15 protein-coding genes and 1 other RNA gene are annotated in these 17302 nt (G+C 70.1%); 9 read left to right on the plus strand and 7 right to left on the minus strand.

The window, feature by feature from the left end:
* Positions 1-52 precede the first annotated feature (52 nt).
* The 3 genes from AW271_RS08000 to grrM all read left to right on the plus strand — a co-directional run bounded on the left by AW271_RS08000 (position 53) and on the right by grrM (position 2474).
* Positions 53-454 carry a hypothetical protein gene (locus tag AW271_RS08000; RefSeq protein ID WP_063817906.1) on the plus strand — a complete coding sequence of 134 codons (402 nt, stop codon included), beginning with the start codon at positions 53-55 and terminating at the stop codon, positions 452-454.
* Between the two features lie 572 nt (positions 455-1026).
* Positions 1027-1341 carry a hypothetical protein gene (locus AW271_RS08005; RefSeq protein ID WP_157553961.1) on the plus strand — a complete coding sequence of 105 codons (315 nt, stop codon included), beginning with the start codon at positions 1027-1029 and terminating at the stop codon, positions 1339-1341.
* A gap of 11 nt (positions 1342-1352) precedes the next feature.
* A complete protein-coding gene (gene grrM, locus AW271_RS08010; protein ID WP_063817907.1) occupies positions 1353-2474 on the plus strand; it encodes a cyclophane-forming radical SAM/SPASM peptide maturase GrrM/OscB in 1122 nt (373 codons plus the stop codon).
* A 109-nt stretch (positions 2475-2583) separates the two neighbouring features.
* On the opposite strand, the gene AW271_RS08015 is transcribed toward grrM, so the two are convergent.
* Both AW271_RS08015 and rnpB read right to left on the minus strand, forming a co-directional pair.
* The gene (locus AW271_RS08015; RefSeq protein WP_157553962.1) at positions 2584-2853 is read right to left on the minus strand and encodes a hypothetical protein; all 270 of its coding nucleotides are present in this window, start codon (positions 2851-2853) and stop codon (positions 2584-2586) included.
* A 408-nt stretch (positions 2854-3261) separates the two neighbouring features.
* Positions 3262-3653, minus strand: an RNA gene (rnpB, locus tag AW271_RS08020) — RNase P RNA component class A.
* A 228-nt stretch (positions 3654-3881) separates the two neighbouring features.
* On the opposite strand from rnpB, the gene AW271_RS08025 reads away from it, so the two are divergent.
* Positions 3882-4463: a GNAT family N-acetyltransferase gene (locus tag AW271_RS08025; RefSeq protein WP_083976288.1), complete on the plus strand. Its 582-nt coding sequence runs from the start codon at positions 3882-3884 to the stop codon at positions 4461-4463.
* Here AW271_RS08025 and AW271_RS08030 read toward each other — a convergent pair.
* Genes AW271_RS08030 through AW271_RS08040 form a run of 3 tightly spaced genes read right to left on the minus strand, consistent with a single transcriptional unit; the run spans position 4429 to position 7211 of the window.
* On the minus strand, positions 4429-5640 hold the full coding sequence (locus tag AW271_RS08030; protein ID WP_062334250.1) for a bifunctional RNase H/acid phosphatase: 1212 nt from the start codon (positions 5638-5640) through the stop codon (positions 4429-4431). The genes AW271_RS08025 and AW271_RS08030 overlap by 35 nt on opposite strands.
* On the minus strand, positions 5637-6377 hold the full coding sequence (locus AW271_RS08035) for a zinc ribbon domain-containing protein (RefSeq protein WP_062334253.1): 741 nt from the start codon (positions 6375-6377) through the stop codon (positions 5637-5639). The genes AW271_RS08030 and AW271_RS08035 overlap by 4 nt, the downstream gene beginning before the upstream one ends.
* Before the next feature lie 3 nt (positions 6378-6380).
* Positions 6381-7211 carry a Nif3-like dinuclear metal center hexameric protein gene (locus AW271_RS08040; protein ID WP_174553076.1) on the minus strand — a complete coding sequence of 277 codons (831 nt, stop codon included), beginning with the start codon at positions 7209-7211 and terminating at the stop codon, positions 6381-6383.
* A gap of 38 nt (positions 7212-7249) precedes the next feature.
* Here AW271_RS08040 and AW271_RS08045 point away from each other — a divergent pair, with 38 nt between their 5' ends.
* Genes AW271_RS08045 through AW271_RS08060 form a run of 4 tightly spaced genes read left to right on the plus strand, consistent with a single transcriptional unit; the run spans position 7250 to position 11552 of the window.
* Positions 7250-8671: a flavin-containing monooxygenase gene (locus tag AW271_RS08045; protein WP_062334255.1), complete on the plus strand. Its 1422-nt coding sequence runs from the start codon at positions 7250-7252 to the stop codon at positions 8669-8671.
* A gap of 36 nt (positions 8672-8707) precedes the next feature.
* Positions 8708-9730, plus strand: a complete 1023-nt coding sequence (locus AW271_RS08050; protein WP_062334258.1) for a dipeptidase — start codon at positions 8708-8710, stop codon at positions 9728-9730.
* Positions 9727-10830 (plus strand): M20/M25/M40 family metallo-hydrolase, encoded by a 1104-nt coding sequence (locus AW271_RS08055; RefSeq protein WP_218007996.1) that lies wholly within the window; start codon positions 9727-9729, stop codon positions 10828-10830. The genes AW271_RS08050 and AW271_RS08055 overlap by 4 nt, the downstream gene beginning before the upstream one ends.
* Positions 10827-11552 (plus strand): hypothetical protein, encoded by a 726-nt coding sequence (locus AW271_RS08060; protein ID WP_062334264.1) that lies wholly within the window; start codon positions 10827-10829, stop codon positions 11550-11552. Before AW271_RS08055 ends, AW271_RS08060 begins: the two co-directional genes overlap by 4 nt.
* Here AW271_RS08060 and AW271_RS08065 read toward each other — a convergent pair.
* Entirely contained in the window at positions 11534-14368 is a 2835-nt protein-coding gene (locus AW271_RS08065) for a hypothetical protein (protein WP_157553963.1), read from the minus strand. The two genes, AW271_RS08060 and AW271_RS08065, sit on opposite strands and share 19 nt — an antisense overlap.
* Positions 14369-14391: 23 nt before the next feature.
* The gene (locus AW271_RS08075; protein ID WP_062334273.1) at positions 14392-15831 is read right to left on the minus strand and encodes an AMP-binding protein; all 1440 of its coding nucleotides are present in this window, start codon (positions 15829-15831) and stop codon (positions 14392-14394) included.
* Between the two features lie 162 nt (positions 15832-15993).
* On the opposite strand from AW271_RS08075, the gene AW271_RS08080 reads away from it, so the two are divergent.
* The gene (locus tag AW271_RS08080) at positions 15994-17277 is read left to right on the plus strand and encodes a sensor histidine kinase (protein ID WP_245652983.1); all 1284 of its coding nucleotides are present in this window, start codon (positions 15994-15996) and stop codon (positions 17275-17277) included.
* Positions 17278-17302 lie beyond the last annotated feature (25 nt).

Here is a 17302-nt window from a genome sequence, read left to right on the forward strand (position 1 = left end):
GAGTCGGACCTTCGATGGGTGGAGACGGGGGTGGAGAGTTAGGTTGGCCCTCATGGCCATGCCGAGGAAGGGCTCCCGGCTCATCACCGTGGGCGGGACGGTCTACCGGTGGCGGGTTCGGCACAAGCCGACGTACTGCGAAGGGCTCTGCTGGGGTCCGCTGGCGTTCTCGGTGGAGCACGCGGAGCGGCCGGGGGGCGTCCTGAAGGTGACGCTGCCTTCTCCCCGGCCGGACAACTGGCTCGGCGAGAGGGCCATGGCGGTACGGCCGGTGCTGGTGGCATCGGTCATCCGGCGGGCGCTCGACGGGGGGTGGACGCCGGGCGCCGGGACTGTCCACGTCGCCGTCACGGAGGACGAGCTGCCGGAGCTGCTGGGCGGGTGTAATCCTTTCAGCCAGCCCCCATCCGCGCGTCTGGAGGGCGGCCCCGAGCGTCGCGTCCGGGCACGGTAGGCGGCCCGGTTTCCGCACATCTCGTAGGAGTGCCCCCGCGTGGTGTCGTAGAAGGCGTGTGAACAGTCCGTCGGCGGCGAGTTCCGCCACGGCGCGGACGACGCCGCCCACCACCGGCGAACCGGACACCCGTCATCGTCGCCGGGGACGACCTGGGCGACCGCATCTCGGCCGCCCTGGGAGGCGAGCGGTCGCGGCTGGCGTTCGACGGCACCGCCGACCCCGCGCATACGGCGGCGCTATTGCGAGCTCTGGAGGACGGCGGCACCGTCGTCACCTTCGCGGCCGTCACCGGTCAGGTGCCCGCCGTCCCGCTGGGCGACCTGATCTACCGCGGCATCGTCCGGCGTGCCTTCTTCATCCTCAATCGAGCGGGTGTACGCCGAACTGGCCGGACTGGTCGAGCAGGGGGTGCTGAGGGCGCCGGTCGAGGCGACGTACCCGCTGGAGGATCACCCGGCGGCCCTCGGTGCCAGAGCGCCCGTTTGAGCATGGGGCTACTCATTTCCGCTGCCGGCGACGGTGTTAAACCGGATCTACGCGAGGCACCCCATCACGCGAGAGAGGTCTTGATGAGCCAACCGATCAATCCGGCACGGCGACAGGAACTGCTGGAGAAACTGAGATCCATCGATCCGCGAAATCTCGACGCCCTTCGATTCCGTGTGATCACCGTGGCCGAGTCGTTCAGGGATTCCTTCACCGACTCGTTCTACGACTCCTTCTCGGACTCGTTCTCCGACCAATTCGGCGACGGCTTCACCGACGGCGCCCCCGACAGGCTCAGATTCCTCCCGGCGGAGAGGATGCTCAAGCAGATCACCACCCTGGGCCCCGAGCAACAACTGGTGTCGGTCGAATTCACGATCGCCAGGGATCAGGCCTGACGGACGCGCAGATGCTTCGCCAAGTGATCATGCAGCCGACCTCGTCGTGCAATCTGAACTGCACCTACTGCTACGTCCCGAACCGGCGGGACCGGACCCTCATGAGCCCGGAGGTGCTCGACCACGCCATCCGGAAAACGCTGCGCAGCGACCTCGTTCGGGGCCGCGTCGAATTCCTCTGGCACGCCGGCGAGCCGCTGATGGCGGGCCGACAGTTCTACGTGGACGCGATGCGGTCGGTCGCCACGCACAATCATCGCGGCATCGAGGTGCGCCAATCCCTCCAGACCAACGGAACCCTGGTGACGAGGGACTGGTGCGCCTTCCTGCAGGAGCACGGTTTCTCGGTCGGCCTCAGCGTCGACGGTCCCGCGGCGATCCACGACCGGAGCAGGCGCAACTGGAGCGGCGGCCGGTCCCACGAGAAGGTCATGCGCGGCTACGAACTGCTCACCGGCCACGGCATTCCGCTGGGCGCGATCTGCGTGCTCACGCGCGAGAGCCTGCGGCACCCCGACGAGATATTCGCCTTCTTCCTCGGCAACGGGTTCACCAGCGTCGGCTTCAACGTGGAGGAGGTCGAGAACGGCAACACCAGCTCGTCGCTGACGGAAAGAGGCGGCGAGGTGGCCGGGGAATACCGCAGGTTCATGGACCGGATCTACGACCTGTGGCGGGCCGAGGCCGGGCGACTGTCGGTTCGCGAGTTCGGCGACCTCTCGTGGATCATCCGGCACAAGTTCTCCGACCCCGGATATCAACGCCGCCCACTGGAGACCCAGCCGCTCGGGATCATCACCATCCAGAAGGACGGCACCATCTCGACGTTCAGCCCGGAGTTCGCCGGGGCCAAAAGCCCGGAATACGGCGACTTCAGCATCGGCAACATCCTGGACGTCGACGAACTCGACGACGTCCAGGACGATGCGAATCTCCGGCGGATCGTGCAGGCGGTGGACGCCGGAATCCAGGCGTGCGCGGACGAATGCCTGTTCTTCGACCTCTGCGGCGGGGCGTACACGTCGAACAAGTTCTTCGAGAACGGTTCCCTGACGAGCACCGAGACGACCGCGTGCCGCCTGCACCGGCAGGAACTGTCCGCGGTGCTCATCGAGAAGTTGTCCCGGAGGTAGTGGACCGGCCGGGGGCTCTCCGGGTGGCGCCCCCGGCCGGTTGTCTGCCGGAACCGGCCGGGGTGTGCGCCGGGAATCCCCGGCCGGTCGTCTGTGGGGTGGCAGGTGCTCAGGTGTGCCGGGGAGACGTCGCCGCCTCCACCAACTCCGCCTGCCTCATCAGGTGGCGGAGCTCGTCCAGCACGGTCGACTCGACGATCAGCGGCTTGGACACGGGCCAGGCGGCCATGGCGAAGAACCGCCGGCTTCCGGTCCCGTAGGAGATCACCCACGCCGGCTCGACCTGGTCGAGATGGGCGGCAGCGCGGCGTTTGTCGGCGTCCCAGTCGCGGCGTGCCACTTCGCCGTCGTGGGGCCTCGTCTTCGTTCGGCGAGCCATGTTCAGCACCTCCTGCGTCTATGACACTGCGGAGGGCCGGGGCGGGGACAGTGCGAGTCGGGGACACTGCGGGATGGAGGCGAACTCTCACCACATATAAGACGGAACGGGGGTCTCAGGGTGCTGGGTGACGTTCCTGGCTCCGCGCCATGGAACAGCCTCCGAAATCACCACCGGAAGGCCGGTCGTCAGCACAACGGGTGTGCACAGAGGCTGTGATGTCACATCGACCAGGTGAGCCGACGTCGTGTGCGGCAAGGGAGGCGTCACCGACCGGCTACATGAGAGCTGAGGGGCGATCTCAGGTGCGACGGTGATGGCGAGGCCGGCTGCCATCGCGCACAGAGAGCGGGAAACGTCCCACCCCAAGAGGGAGCGCACGCCCGTACAGATCAGAGAGTCGTAAGGCGGACGAGTCGGCCTATAGGCCGGGTTCTGTGGTCATCGCTGACCGACGGCCATCCATCTAGGGCCACGATTGCTCGTGGTCTCAAGCGGTCTACCCGCGCACCATCGGACGGGCAGTCCTCAAGCGGCGCGCGCGGGAACCCGGAGGTTCCCTTCTTGACCTTGCTCCGGGTGGGGTTTACCGAGCCGCCCCCGTCACCGGGAGCGCTGGTGGTCTCTTACACCACCGTTTCACCCTTACCTCCCCCGTGAGGGAGAGGCGGTCTGTTCTCTGTGGCACTGTCCCGCGGGTCACCCCGGGTCGGCGTTACCGACCACCCTGCCCTGTGGAGCCCGGACCTTCCTCGGCGGAACCCCGTGAAGGGTCCCGACGCGGCCGTCCGGCCGGCTCGTCCGCCGTACCTCCAACCCTATCGGCTCCCCCATGTGGCCCACTCCAAGTGGCCCACCGGCGGACAGGCAGAAGACCTGGCAGAACACGAAGTGGCCCACCGTCAAGTGGCCCGATTCTCAAGTGCACCCCAACCGTAAGGCAAGCGGCTGCGCGTCCAATGTCACAGAACGTGGTCGCGGTTGCGGCTACACAGGTGTCCACGCAATCCACTGGGGGGTAGTCGACGATGAACGCCACGAACCGGCCACCGAGAGGGCCGCGCCCGATTCCGGTCAGGGCCCACCCTCGGCTGCGGATCGACGGGGTCGATCTGGTCACGCGGCCGATGACGGCCGACGATGCCCAGGGCGTGCGGGAGATGCACGAGAGGTGTTCGCCCGAGTCGCTGCGGTCCCGTTACTTCGGGCCGGTGCCGCGGTTGAGCGACGCCGTCATCCGGATGTTCACCAATCCCGAGCGCGGGATCACGCTGGTCACGCACCTGGCCGGGGAGCCGGGGAGCGTGGTCGCGATGACGAACCTCATGGATCTCGGGTCCGGGGAGTCGGAGGTGGCGCTGCTGGTCGAGGACCGGTGGCAGGGGCGGGGGCTCGGGCGGGTGCTGATGCGGTGTGCGGTCGCGCTCGCGCCGTCGCGGCGGGCGCGGGTGATAACCGCCAGTGTGTACGCCGCCAACACCCGCATGCTCGCGATCCTGGAGGGCGCGGGGGCCGAGAAGCCGTCGATGACCGGGTTGATCCTCGACGTCCGGCTCCCGCTCGACTCCTCCGACGTCAGCGCTGGAGCGTCAGGTGGGCCGTGTCGTTGAAGACGCGGAGCACCGACGGGCCGTCGCTGTAGTAGTCGATCGCCGACAGGCAGGCCAGGTCGAGATGCATTCTGTAGAGCGCCTCGGGGGGCGCGTTCAGGGCGTATCTCACCAGCAGCTTGATCGGGGTCACGTGGGAGACCACCAGGACGGTCTCGCCGGGGTGGCCGGCCAGGATACGTTCCCGCGCCCATCGCACGCGGCGGCCGGCCGCCTGGAAGCTCTCGCCGCCGGGCGGGGCGACCGCCGGGTCGGCCAGCCAGGCGTTCATCTCGTGGGGCCAGCGGTCTCTGATCTCGGCGAAGGTGCGGCCCTCCCACGCGCCGAAGTCGGTCTCGCGCAGGTCGTCGTCGACGTGGACGGGCAGGCCGGTCGCCTTGGCCACGGCCTCGGCCGTCTGGCGGGCGCGGCCGAGCGGGGAGGAGACGATGGCGTCGAGTTTCGCGCCGGCCAGGCGCACGGCGGCCTTCTCGGCCTGCGTCTCGCCCAGCTCGGTGAGCGCGGGGTCGCCCAGGCCGGAGAAACGTTTCTCGACCGAGAGGGCGGTCTGGCCGTGGCGCAGCAGGATCAGCGTGGTGGCGACGCGGGTCGCGCCGGTCCACGCGTTGCCCGTCAGAACAGACGTCTCAGCAGTCGTGCGAACAGTCGTCTCAGCAGACTCCGGCGGCGGCCCGTCCGCAGCCTGACCCTCGTCTTGCCGTGCCGGATCCGGATCCGGCTCGACGAACCGCGTCGTCGTATGCGTACTCGTACTCGTCCATTTTTCGCCACGTGCCGCCGCATCCATCGCTTCGTTGGCCAGGGCGTCGGCGTGGGTGTTCCGCTCGCGGGGGATCCACGTCCACGTCACGCGGAAGCGGCGGGCCAGCGCCGCAGCCTCGGTGGCCAGGGGCCGGAGGCCCTCGTTCTTGATTTTCCAGCGGCCGGCCATCTGCTCGATGACCAGCTTCGAGTCCATCCGGACCTCGACCGGGACGCCGTCGAGGCCGAGGCCCGACAGGGCGGTCAGGCCGGCGATCAGGCCGCGGTATTCGGCCACGTTGTTGGTGGTCACGCCGATCGACTCGGCCGCCTCGGCGACGACCTCGCCGTCGGGGGCGTAGACGACCGCGCCGTAGCCCGCCGGGCCCGGGTTGCCCCGGGAGCCGCCGTCGGCCTCGATGGAGTAGGTCGTCACAGGCCCGACTCGTTGGTGCGGACCAGGATCCGGCGGCACTCCTCACACCGCACGACCTCGTCGGGCTTGGCGGCCTTGATGACGTTGAGGTCGGCGATCGACATGGTCGTGCGGCAGCCCAGGCAGCGGCCGCCGTGGAGGAGGGCGGCGCCCACGCCGCTCGACTCGCGCAGCTTCTCGTAGAGGGCGAGCAGGTCGGCGGGGATCTCGCCGGCGATGGTCTTGCGACGGGCGGTGACCTCGGAGCCGTCCTTGTCGATCTCGGCGAAGGCGGTGTCGCGGCGGCTCTCGGCGCCGACGAGGTCGGCGGTGATGGTCTCGCGTTCGGCGCGGAGGGCGTCGACGCGGGCGTCGGCGGTCTCGCGGCGTTCCATGATCTCCAGGACGACCTCCTCGAGGTCGCCCTGCCGGCGGTGCAGGGAGGCGATCTCGGACTGGAGGCCGGCCAGGTCGCGCGGGGAGGAGACGGCGCCGGAGTCGAGGCGCTTCTGGTCGCGCTCGGCCCGCTGGCGGACGGCGTCGACGTCGGACTCGGCCTTCGACTGCTCGCGGCCCAGGTCGGCGGCCTCGGTCTCGGCGGCGATGATCTGGGTGGCGATCTGGGCGAGGCGTTTGCTCAGGTCGTCGATGCCGGCCAGCTCGGGGAGGGTGCGGCGGCGGTGGCGGAGCCGGTCGAGGGCTGCGTCCTGCTCAGCCAGGTCAAGGAGGCGCTTCTGTGCGTCCGGTGCGGCTTTCATCCCTCATCCTCGCTGTGCTGTTGTGGTCCAGGCGTCGGTGACCCTCTCGGAGACGCGCGCCTCCACATTATTGCCCGTCGCCGCGAGGGCCGTGGTCAGCCGTTCGGCGGCATCGGTGAGCCAGGGCCACTCGGTCGCCCAGTGGGCGGCGTCGATCAGGGCGGGGCCGTCGTCCTCGGCGTACTCGCTGGCGGGGTGGTGGCGCAGGTCGGCGGTGAGGAACACGTCGACGGCGGCCCGCCTGGCCGCTCTGAGCAGGGAGTCGCCCGCGCCGCCGGAGACGGCGACGGTCTTCACCAGGCGGTCGGGGTCGCCGGAGACGCGCAGGCCGCCGGACGTGCGGGGCAGGCCGTGGGCGGCCAGGGCGGCGAACTTGGCCAGCGTCATCGACACCGGCAGCTCGCCCACCCGGCCGAGGCCCAGCCGGGGGCGGTCGGGCAGCGGGACCAGCGGGCGCAGCGAGCCGGTCAGGCCGACCGCGCGGGCCAGCGCGTCGGAGACGCCGGGGTCGGCGACGTCGGCGTTGGTGTGGGCGGTGTAGAGGCCGACGCCCGCCCTGATCAGGCGGTGGACGATGCGGCCCTTGGCGGTGGTGGCGGCGACCGAGGTGACGCCCTTGAGGTAGAGGGGGTGGTGGGTGACGATCAGGTCGGCGCCCCAGTCGAGGGCCTCCTCGGCGACGGTGGTCACCGGGTCGACGGCGAACAGCACCTTCCCCACCGGCTGGGCGGGGTCGCCGCAGACGAGGCCGACGGCGTCCCACGACTCCGCGGTGGCGGGGTCGTAGGCCGACTCCAGCGTGCGAATGACCGTTTGCAGGGTGGTCTCAGTCACCCTGGGAGGTTACCGGCCCCCGGGTTAGCGTGGATTCCATGCGCGTCGCCATCGTCGGAGCCGGGTTCGGCGGCCTGTGCATGGCCGTGAGACTGGCTCGCAGGGGGATCCCCCACGTCGTCTTCGAGAAGGGCGCCGGGGTCGGCGGGACCTGGCGTGACAACACCTATCCGGGGGCGGGCTGCGACATCCCCTCCCACCTCTACTCCTACTCGTTCGACCCCTACTGCGACTGGTCGCGGCGTTATCCGGGCCAGCCGGAGATCCTCGCCTACCTGGAGATGATCGCGGCCAAGCACGGGATCAGGCCCCGGTTCGGCACGGAGGTGACCGAGCTGGCCCACGACGGCCGGGGCTGGCTGGTGACCACGCCAGAGTCGGTCGAGCGGTTCGACGTGGTGGTCACGGCCGTCGGGCAGCTCAACCGGCCCCACGTGCCCGCCATCGCGGGCGCCGAGACGTTCGCGGGCGACGCCTTCCACTCGGCCCGCTGGGCGGGCCGCGACCTGGCGGGGCGGCGGGTCGCCGTCATCGGCACGGGCTCCTCGGCGGCCCAGCTCATCCCGCCGGTGGCCGAGACCGCCGCGCACGTGGACGTCTACCAGCGCACCCCCAACTGGGTGCTGCCCAAGGCCGACGCCGCGTTCGCGCCGCTGACCAGGGCGGTGTTCCGATGGGTGCCGGGGGCGCATGGGGCGTACCGGCGATGGTTCTTCGACTACGTCGAGAAGACGCTCTGGCCCGCGCTGGTCGGCGGGTGGAGCAGCGACCTCGTGCGGCAGAAGGCGCTGGCGCACCTGCGCCGCCAGGTGCCCGACCCGGCGCTGCGCCGCGCGCTGACCCCCGCGTATCCGCCCGGCTGCAAGCGGGTGGTCTTCGACAGCCTCTTCTACCCCGCGCTGACCAGGCCCAATGTCGACCTGGTGACCGAGCCGATCGTCCGGATCGCCCCCGAAGGGGTGGAGACGCCCTCCGGGCTCAGAAGAGCCGACACGATCGTGTACGCCACCGGCTTCCGCTCCACCGAGTTCCTGCTGCCGATGGCCGTCACCAACGCCGCCGGCCGCGACCTGCACGAGCAGTGGAAGGACGGCGCCGAGGCCTACCTGGGCCTGGCCGCCCCCGGCTTCCCCAACCTCTTCTTCCTGTACGGCCCCAACACCAACCTCGGGCACAACTCGATCGTCTACATGCTGGAGGCGCAGGCCGGCTACGTCATGGGCTGCCTCGACCTGATCGCCCGCAGGGGCCAGATGGAGGTGACGGAGGGGGCGCTGTCGGCGTACACGAGCGCTTTGAACAGGGCCCTGGCGGCCACGGTCTGGAACGGCGAGTGCCACAGCTGGTACAAGACGCCGGGCGGGCGGATCACCACCAACTGGCCGCGGACCGCCCGCGAATACGGCCGGCTCACCCGGCGTCCCAGGCCAGGGGCATACAAGTTCGGGGCGGGGCGGTAACGTCCGGTAGACGCTCTCCCCGGAAGGAGCCCCGCCATGCTGCACTTCGACGCGGTGGTGGCCGACACCCACAACGACCTCCTGATGTCCGTGGCCGCCCGCCCGCCGAAACAGTGGGCCCGGTACTTCCGCGACAACTGGCTGCCCCAGCTCGCCGAGGGCGGGGTGGACCTCCAGGTGCTGCCGGTGTTCATCGACGACTGGTACCGCCCCGAGGGCGCGCTGCGGCACACCCTGCGCATGATCGAGTCCGCCCACGTGATCGCCGCCGAGGTCGAGGAGGTGCGACTCTGCCTCGACGGCGCCGGGATCGACGCCGCCCTGGCCGACGGCAAGATCGCGCTGGTGCTGGCCATGGAGAGCATGCCGGGTCTCGACTCCAGCGTGGAGCTCATCCCGACCCTCCACCGGCTCGGCGTGCGGGTCGCCTCGATCGCCCACTGGGGCCGCACCCCCCTGGCCGACGGCAGCGGAGAGGACGCCACCGGCTCGCGGCTGACGGCGGCGGGCGTCGAGGCGCTGGCGGCCATGGAGGAGCTGGGGATCGTCTTCGACGTCTCCCACCTGAGCGCCTCCGGCGTCGCCCACGTGCTGGAGCTGGCCCGGCGGCCGGTGATGGCGACCCACTCGTCGGCGCGGGCCCTGCTCGACCACCACCGCAACCTGACCGACGACCAGCTCCGGGGCGTCGCCGCCACCGGCGGCGTGGTCTGCGTGAACTTCCTGCCCGCGTTCCTCACCGAGCATCCGCGCAGGGTCACGGTCGACGACCTGGTCGACCACATCGCCCACATCGCGTCGGTGGCCGGCATCGAGCACGTCGGGCTCGGCCCCGACTTCATCCGCGAGGTGCTGCGCGACGTCACCCCGCCCTGCTGCGAGGCCGCGCCGTCGGGTCTCGACGTCGACGCGGTGATCCCCGACCTCGACGGCCCGCGCGGCCTGCCGCTGGTCACCGAGGCGCTGGAGAAACACGGCTTCTCCCCCGAGGAGATCCGGCTGATCCTGGGCGAGAACGTGCTGCGCCTGTTCCGCGCCGAACTGGGAGTGCGCCGGTGAACCTCGACGCGATGGTCGACGACCTGGAGGAACTGGTCGGCTGCGAGTCGTTCTCGGCCGACCACGAGGCGGTGGCGAAGAGCGCCGAAGTGGTCGCCGAGGTCGGGGCCCGGCGGCTGGGCGCCGCCCCCGAGCGGGTGACCATCCGGGGGGTGTCCCACCTGCGGTGGACGTTCGGGCGGCCCCGGGTGCTGCTGCTCGGCCACCACGACACCGTCTGGCCGGTCGGCACCCTGCGCGACATGCCGTGGAGCTGCCGCGACGGCGTCGCGCGCGGGCCGGGCGTCTTCGACATGAAGGCCGGGCTGGTGCAGCTCTTCCACGCCCTGTCGGGCCTGCCGTCGCTCGACGGGGTGTCGGTGCTGGTCGTGGGCGACGAGGAGCTCGGCTCCCCCACCTCGCAACCGTTGATCGAGGAGGCCGCCCGGGGCCTGGCCGCCGCGTTCGTCCTGGAGGCCAGCGCCGACGGCGGGGCGTTGAAGCTGGCGCGCAAGGGCATCTCCCGGTACGAACTCCTGGTGCACGGCCAGGCGGCCCACGCCGGCCTCGAACCGGAGAAGGGCGCCAACGCCGGAATCGAGCTGGCGCACCAGATCATCGCCATCACCCGGATCGCCGGGAACGTGGCGTCCTCGTCCCGCCCGGGGTCGTTGTCGGTGACGCCGACGCTGATGTCGGCCGGGACGTCCACGAACACCATCCCCGCCCTCGGGCGGGTGGCGATCGACGTGCGGGTGCCCGACGTCGCCTCGCAGCAGCGGGTCGACGAGCTGATGCGGGCCCTCACCCCGGTCGTGGCGGGCACCCGCCTCGAACTGCTGGGCGGCCCGAACCGGCCGCCGTTCGACGGCACCGCCTCGGCCGCCCTGTTCGAGCGGGCCGTGGAGATCGCCGCCGCGCTCGGCATGCCCCCGCTGACCGGGGTGTCCGTCGGCGGCGCCTCCGACGGCAACTTCACCGCCGGGGTCGGCACCCCCACCCTCGACGGCTTGGGCGCCCTCGGCGGCGGGGCGCACGCGCCCGGCGAACACGTCCTGGTGGAGCACATGCCCGTCCGGGCCCGGCTGCTGACGGAACTGGTGCGGTCGGTGCTGGCGTGATCGTGCGGGAACTGACCACCCTGGCCGAGTTCGAGGCGCTCCACGGGGTGTTCGACGAGATCTGGCGGCCCGAGCCGACGAACCCGCCGGTGACCGTGGAGCTGATGCGGGCCTTCTCCCACGCGGGCAACTACGTGGCGGGGGCCTTCGTCGACGGGCGGCTGGCGGGCGGGTCGGTGGGCTTCTGCGCCCCGCCGCGTGAGGCGTCGCTGCACTCCCACGTGACGGGGGTGGTCGCGCCCGGGGCGGGGCTGGCGCTCAAGCGGCACCAGCGGTCGTGGGCGCTGGCACGCGGCATCTCGACGATCACGTGGACGTTCGATCCGCTGGTCCGGCGCAACGCCTACTTCAACCTGGTGAAGCTGGGGGCGCGGCCGGAGCGGTACTACGAGAACTTCTACGGCGAGATGGCCGACGGGGTGAACGCCGGCGACGAGTCCGACCGGGTGCTGGCGGTGTGGCGGCTGACGGCTCCCCGGGCGGCCGAGGAGGCGGCGGCGGAGGTCGCGGTGGCGGCCGACCCCGACGGTCCGGCCGTGCGGGAGACCGCCTCGTCCGTCGTGCTGGTTCAACTGCCGGAGGACATCGAGGGGCTGCGGCGCGACGACCCGGCCACGGCTAAGCGGTGGCGGATGGCGGTTCGAGAGGAGTTCGGGGGCAGAGTCCGGCGGGGGTGGACGGTGATCGGGTTCCGGGATGGAGGCTACGTGCTGCGGTCGTGAGCCGGCGGTCCGGTCACCCGGCGGGCCGACCACGTCCGGGCTATGTCCCGTAGGTAGGCGGCGATCTGCCAGTGCTCCGGCGGGCTGTTGGTGACCATCATCGCGAAGGCCTCGGCGACCGCCGGCCGGCCGAACGTCTCCTCCAGCAGGCTGTAGTCGGTGGTGGCGCCGGTGCGGGCGAGGAGCAACTCGGCGGGCCGCAAGCCCTTCGCCTGCGCCAGGTGAAGCCGGTCGACGGGAAGCGCGGCGAACAGGCGCAGCGCCGCGTCACGCTCCGCCGTCGCCAGCTCGGGCAGGCCTTCCACGAGATAGTTCGGCAGAGTCAGGCCGGTTTCCGAGACCTCCGGCAGGGCGGCGGGGTTGGCGCCGTTGAAGAAGGCGAGGCCGGGATCTCCCTCGACGTCGGCGTCCCGCAACAGCCGGCTCGCCCACTCGCCGAGAACCGAGGGCAGCTGCGAGATGTGCGCGAGCACCAGCAGCGCGTAGGCCCGCGATCCGCCCTCCCCGGTCAGCAGCCCCGCGAGCCTCTCCTTGGTCTTCTGCCGGACGAGCGGATCCTCCGCCGCCAGGCCCGACAGCACCGACGCCAAATAGGGCAGGCTTCCGTCCGGAAGACCGACGAGCCGGTCCAGGGCGTGATCGGCGAGCAGCCGCCGATACTGCGGCGATTTGATCGCCAGATCATCGCCGAGCAACTCGGTCGCCAGCTCCGCACCGGCCCGGATCAGCCAGGACATCAGGTCACGGTTGTCGAACTCCCGCAGCAGGCTGATGACCTGCTCACGCAGTCCTTCACGATCGGTGAAGAGCCGGCCCGCCGCCAGCAACCAGGTGTTGCGCCAGTGCGCGGACGGCACGAGAGGGCGCAGGTGTGCCAGGACCTGCGCGCCCTCACCCCGGGTGAGCGCTCGGGCCGCCAGATACTCCCGGAGGCTGCGGATCTCGAACCCGACCCCGTTGTCCCCGTACGGAACGAGCATGACAAGCCGGTGCACCGCCGCCACTTCCACCAGCTTGGCGAGTTTCAGGGCCTGCTCCTCGTCGTTCCCCTCGCTCCGCAGCCGCTCGAAGGCATGCCGGCGTACGTCGGCCGAGGGCAGCGCCCCTTCGTGCTCGACGACCCGTTCCGCCTGCCGCTGGAGTTCGAGCGCGACCGACTCGTGGATGGCCTCGACGTCGGACCGGTAGTCCTCGAGGAACCGTCCCAAGGTGGTCGGCTTGTTCAGCTCCCTGGCGTAGATCGTGTCGAAATAGGCGTGGAAGAGCTGATAGCGGTTGGCGGGCACTCTCTGCCGTCTCTCCAGGAGCAACGTCATGATCGTGACCTGGAGCGGAGTGCGCATCAACCGGGAAGTCTCAGACTCCTTCGTCGATTCGGCGAGCCGGTGGTTCACCTGCTGTTCCAGATCCGGATCGTCGCCGAGCCTCAGCGCCGTGAGCTTGCGGGCATAGGACAACGCCTCGTCGGGTTCGAGATCGGATAGTTGCACCGTCCGGTAATCGGCGCTCCTGAACTCGCCCAGGTACCCCTGCGGCCTCGTGGTGATCACGACCAGCACGTCGGCCTTCACGACACCGGCCTCGATCAGGAAGTCGCGCACGCCCGCGCTCGCCCGCTCACGGATCGTCGGCGAGACGACCTCGTCCATTCCATCGAGCACGATCAGCCACGGCCAGGCGCCCAGCCAGTCGTTCAGCCCCACCTTGAAGACGTCGAAGGAGGCCGCCGTCAGAACCCGTTGCATGATGTACCGCATCAGCGAGAGAGACGGGTTGGCGGCCAGCTGGTCGCCGTAGTCACTCAGTACCACCCGTATGGGCCAGCGCAGGTTGCGCGGCGTAGGCAACCCCAGGTCGTCGAAATGCGCCGCCAACCGGCTGCGCAGGCGTCGCGGTTCCGGACCCAGCACGGCATCCTTGAGCAGCGCGACCCGGTAGGCCTGGCAGACCATCTGGGTGAGGGTCGACTTCCCCTGACCGGGGCCGCCGAAGACCAGGATGTGCGATGAGTCCTCGGTGAAGTCGACGACACGGTTGCCCTGCAAGAGGATGTACTCGGCGGCCATCACCTCACGGCCGACCCGCCCGCGAATGCTGTGGCCTCCCGCGACGGCGGGCAGGTCGATGCCGATGCTGTCCAGGGCGAGCTTGTCGTCACTGTTGTCGCCCGCCTTGCCCAGCCGAACGTACTGCTGGGCCATCATGTCCTTGATCGTGTGCGCGGTCAGCAACTCGCCGAGTTTGTCGTTCTTCCTGTCAAGCCACAGATGAAGGCGTGCCAGTACGTCACCACTGGTCAAGAAGCCGCCATAACGCACCCGGACATCCCGATGCGCATCCAGGAGCGCACGGAAGGTGTCATAGTGCCATATCCGCCATCCACGCAGATTGATGCCGAACGACCTCAAAGCCGCCGAAATCTCGTCATGCGCCCTGTCAATGCCGCCTCCGGCAGTCGGCGAAAGGGTGACATTGGTCGCTATGAGAAGATAGTCCGGAAGAGGATGACCCCGGCGATTGTTGGCCCATGTGGTCATCTCCCGGCGCACCTCGCCGAGCAGCCATTTCAGGTTGGCGGCCGGATCTGCCGGGCGCTGGCGGAATTTGGCCTGTACGACGGTGTAACCGTGCCAGGTCTCCGTCGCACCTTCGTCGATCTCCGGATTCCAGTGAATTCGCCCCTGAACGGCAGCGTCCCGTCCGCCGTCGGCGCCGTCACCGTAGATCTGCACCTTTTCCCCGAGTGCGGCGACACACAGAGCTTGCGTCAGATGTTCGAACTCCCGCGGGCCAAGCCTCGCCAGGTCATAGTCCACGGAGAGAATTCCATCATGTGGCTTTAGTCCACATCTGTCGTTAGATAATTCTCCCTGACCTTCGTACGCGACAACTTGCCGGTCGGCGTCCGGGGCAGTTCCTCCCGGAACTCGATCACCCGGGGATGCTTGAACCTCGCCAGCCGAGGCCCCAGATGCTCCCTGAGCTCCTCCTCCGACACCTTCTCCGCCGTCTGGACCAGCGCCACCACCGAGTGCCCCCACTCCTCGTCGGGCACCCCGATCACCGCCGCCTCCACCACGCCCGGGTGCGACAGCAGGGCGGCCTCGATCTCGGCCGGGTAGATGTTCACCCCGCCGCTCACGATCAGGTCGGTGCGCCGGTCGAGCAGGAAGAGGTATCCCTCGGGGTCGAGGTAGCCGATGTCCCCCGGCGTGTACCAGTCGCCGCGCTTGGAGGCCGCGGTCTTCTCCGGGTCCTTGCGGTATTCGAAGGTGCCCAGCGACGACTTCACGTAGATCATGCCGGGGGTGCCCGGCGGGACGTCCGCGCCGTTCTCGTCGAGGACGCGGGCCTCCATGCCGGGGACCGGGCGGCCGACGGTGCCCGGGTGGGCGAGCCACTCGTGGGGCTTCACGGCGAAGGCGATGGTCGACTCGGTCGAGCCGTAGTACTCGTAGAGGACCGGGCCGAACCAGTCCATCATCGCCTGCTTCACCGCGACGGGGCAGGCGGCGGCGGTGTGGGTGACCTGGCGCAGCGAGGAGACGTCGAAGCTCTCCCTGGTCTCGGCCGGGAGGCGGAGCATGCGGTGGAACATGGTCGGGACCATCATCGTGTCGGTCACGCGGTGGCGTTCGATCAGTTCCAGCACGGGTTCGGGGTCGAACCTCGGCGCGATCACGACGGTGTGGCCCAGATGGAGGGCGAACTGCGCGTGGGCGCAGGGGGCCGAGTGGTACATCGGCGAGGTCACCAGGTGCACGCCGTCGCCCGGCCGCAGGTCGAGGACCTGGTCGATGAACCACAGGTAGAGCGGCAGGACCTCTTCGGGGGTCTTGGACGTCCGGGGCCGCTGCACACCCTTCGGAAAGCCCGTGGTGCCGCTGGTGTACCACATGACCTGGCCGTACGTCCGGTCGGGCGGGTCGGTGACCGGGTTGCCCAGGGCCAGGGCGGCGACGTCCTCCGGGGCGCGGACGACCAGTTTCGCGTCGCTGTCGCTGACGATGTAGCCGATCTCGGCCTCGGTCAGGTGCCAGTTGACCGGCACGTAGTAGAGGCCGGTCTGGCCGGTGGCCAGCAGCATGACGAGGGCGTCCAGGCCGTTGCGGAGCGTGCCGGCGACGACGTCCCCGGCCCGCAGGCCCTGGTCGCGCAGGCCGTGGGAGACCTGGTTGGCGAGGGCGAGCAGGTCACCGGCGCGGACCTCCGCGCCGTCGACGATCACCGCGAGGCGGCCGGGGTCGCTCCGGGCGATCAGGTAGAAGCTCGGGTCCATACGTCGAGCATTGCGCCAGACGACCTGTTTGCCCAGCCTTGACCACCTTGAGTAGCCACCTTCCGACGTTCTGTGATCATCTGGGACATCAGGGGGAACAGGTTGTTCGGATGGCGCCGATGGTCGATGCGGGGCCGGTTGACGTTGGTCGCCGGTCTGGTCATGACGCTCCTGTGCCTGGCCGTGCTCGCGACCGCCCTCATCGGCCTGCGGGGCCTGGCGAGCCAGTACAACGTCGACCGGATCGTCCGCGTCACCCTCAAGACCATCCACATGCTGAAGAACGACCAGATCCCGGACGTGCTGCCGGCCCAGGGCATCGCCGGGCTGCAGGTGATCCGGCCCGACGGGTCGGTGGAGTCGTCCAGCGTGCTGCTCCAGGGCAAGCCCCGGATGGCCTTCTTCCAGCCGCCCGACACGACCGTGCGGCAGGACATGGTGCACTGCGACTCCGACCTGTGGCCCGACCAGTGCATGGTGATCGTCGCGATCCGCGTCTACAGCCCCGACGGCGACTACCTGATCTACGCCGCCGACCCGGTGGTGCCCTGGTACGTCGACCCGCGCGTCGACCTGCTGCTGTTCCTCGGCGCGGGGGTCATCGTCACGGTGACCACCTTCGGCACGTACGTGCTGGTGGGCAAGGCGCTGCGGCCGGTCGACGCGATCAGCGAGGAGCTCGCCACGATCACCGGCAGCGAGCTCGACCACCGGGTGCCGGTGCCGAAGAACCACGACGAGATCCGCCGCCTCGCCGAGACCGCCAACGCCACCCTCGACCGCCTGGAGGAGGCCGTCGAGCAGCAGCGCCGGTTCGCCTCCGACGCCTCCCACGACCTGCGCAGCCCGCTGACCGCCATGCGCGCCGAGGTCGAGTCGGCCCTCCTCGACGTCGAGACGGCCGACTGGGAGCAGACCGGCGAGGCCATCCTCGGCAGCATCGACCGCCTCCAGGCGCTGGTGGACGACCTGCTCCAGATCGCCCGTCTCGACTCGGGCGCCCCGGGGCGGATGGACCCCGTCGACCTCGGCCAGCTCGCCGCGACCGAGCTCGACCGGCGCAGACGCCGGGTCAGGGTCATCCGGGAACTCCAGCCCGGGGTGATCATCATGGGCGACCGGCTGCGGCTCGCCCGCGTGCTGACCAACCTCCTCGACAACGCCGAACGCCACGCCAACTCGGTGGTGATCGTCAAGGTCTACGAGGAGGCCCTCTGCGGCGTGCTGGAGGTCATCGACGACGGCGCGGGGGTGCCGCGCGACAAGTGGGAGCACGTCTTCCAGCGCTTCACCCGCCTGGACGCCGCCCGCTCCCGCGACGCCGGCGGGACCGGCCTCGGGCTCGCCATCGCCCGCCAGATCTGCGAGGGCCACGGCGGCACCCTCGCCATCGAGGACAGCGTGAAGGGCGCCCGGTTCGTCCTGCGCATCCCCGTGTCGCGCTAGGGTGCCGATGTGGCACGGGGAATCA

Origin of the sequence: Herbidospora sakaeratensis, assembly GCF_001570525.1 — a bacterium.
Lineage (GTDB): Bacteria > Actinomycetota > Actinomycetes > Streptosporangiales > Streptosporangiaceae > Herbidospora > Herbidospora sakaeratensis.

Coding starts and splice junctions, on each gene's coding strand:
- AW271_RS08000 (WP_063817906.1), top strand. CDS start 53: ATGGCCATGCCGAGGAAGGGCTCCCGGCTCATCACCGTGGGCGGGACG.
- AW271_RS08005 (WP_157553961.1), top strand. CDS start 1,027: ATGAGCCAACCGATCAATCCGGCACGGCGACAGGAACTGCTGGAGAAA.
- grrM (WP_063817907.1), top strand. CDS start 1,353: ATGCTTCGCCAAGTGATCATGCAGCCGACCTCGTCGTGCAATCTGAAC.
- AW271_RS08015 (WP_157553962.1), bottom strand. CDS start 2,853: ATGGCTCGCCGAACGAAGACGAGGCCCCACGACGGCGAAGTGGCACGC.
- AW271_RS08025 (WP_083976288.1), top strand. CDS start 3,882: ATGAACGCCACGAACCGGCCACCGAGAGGGCCGCGCCCGATTCCGGTC.
- AW271_RS08035 (WP_062334253.1), bottom strand. CDS start 6,377: ATGAAAGCCGCACCGGACGCACAGAAGCGCCTCCTTGACCTGGCTGAG.
- AW271_RS08045 (WP_062334255.1), top strand. CDS start 7,250: ATGCGCGTCGCCATCGTCGGAGCCGGGTTCGGCGGCCTGTGCATGGCC.
- AW271_RS08050 (WP_062334258.1), top strand. CDS start 8,708: ATGCTGCACTTCGACGCGGTGGTGGCCGACACCCACAACGACCTCCTG.
- AW271_RS08075 (WP_062334273.1), bottom strand. CDS start 15,831: ATGGACCCGAGCTTCTACCTGATCGCCCGGAGCGACCCCGGCCGCCTC.
- AW271_RS08080 (WP_245652983.1), top strand. CDS start 15,994: ATGACGCTCCTGTGCCTGGCCGTGCTCGCGACCGCCCTCATCGGCCTG.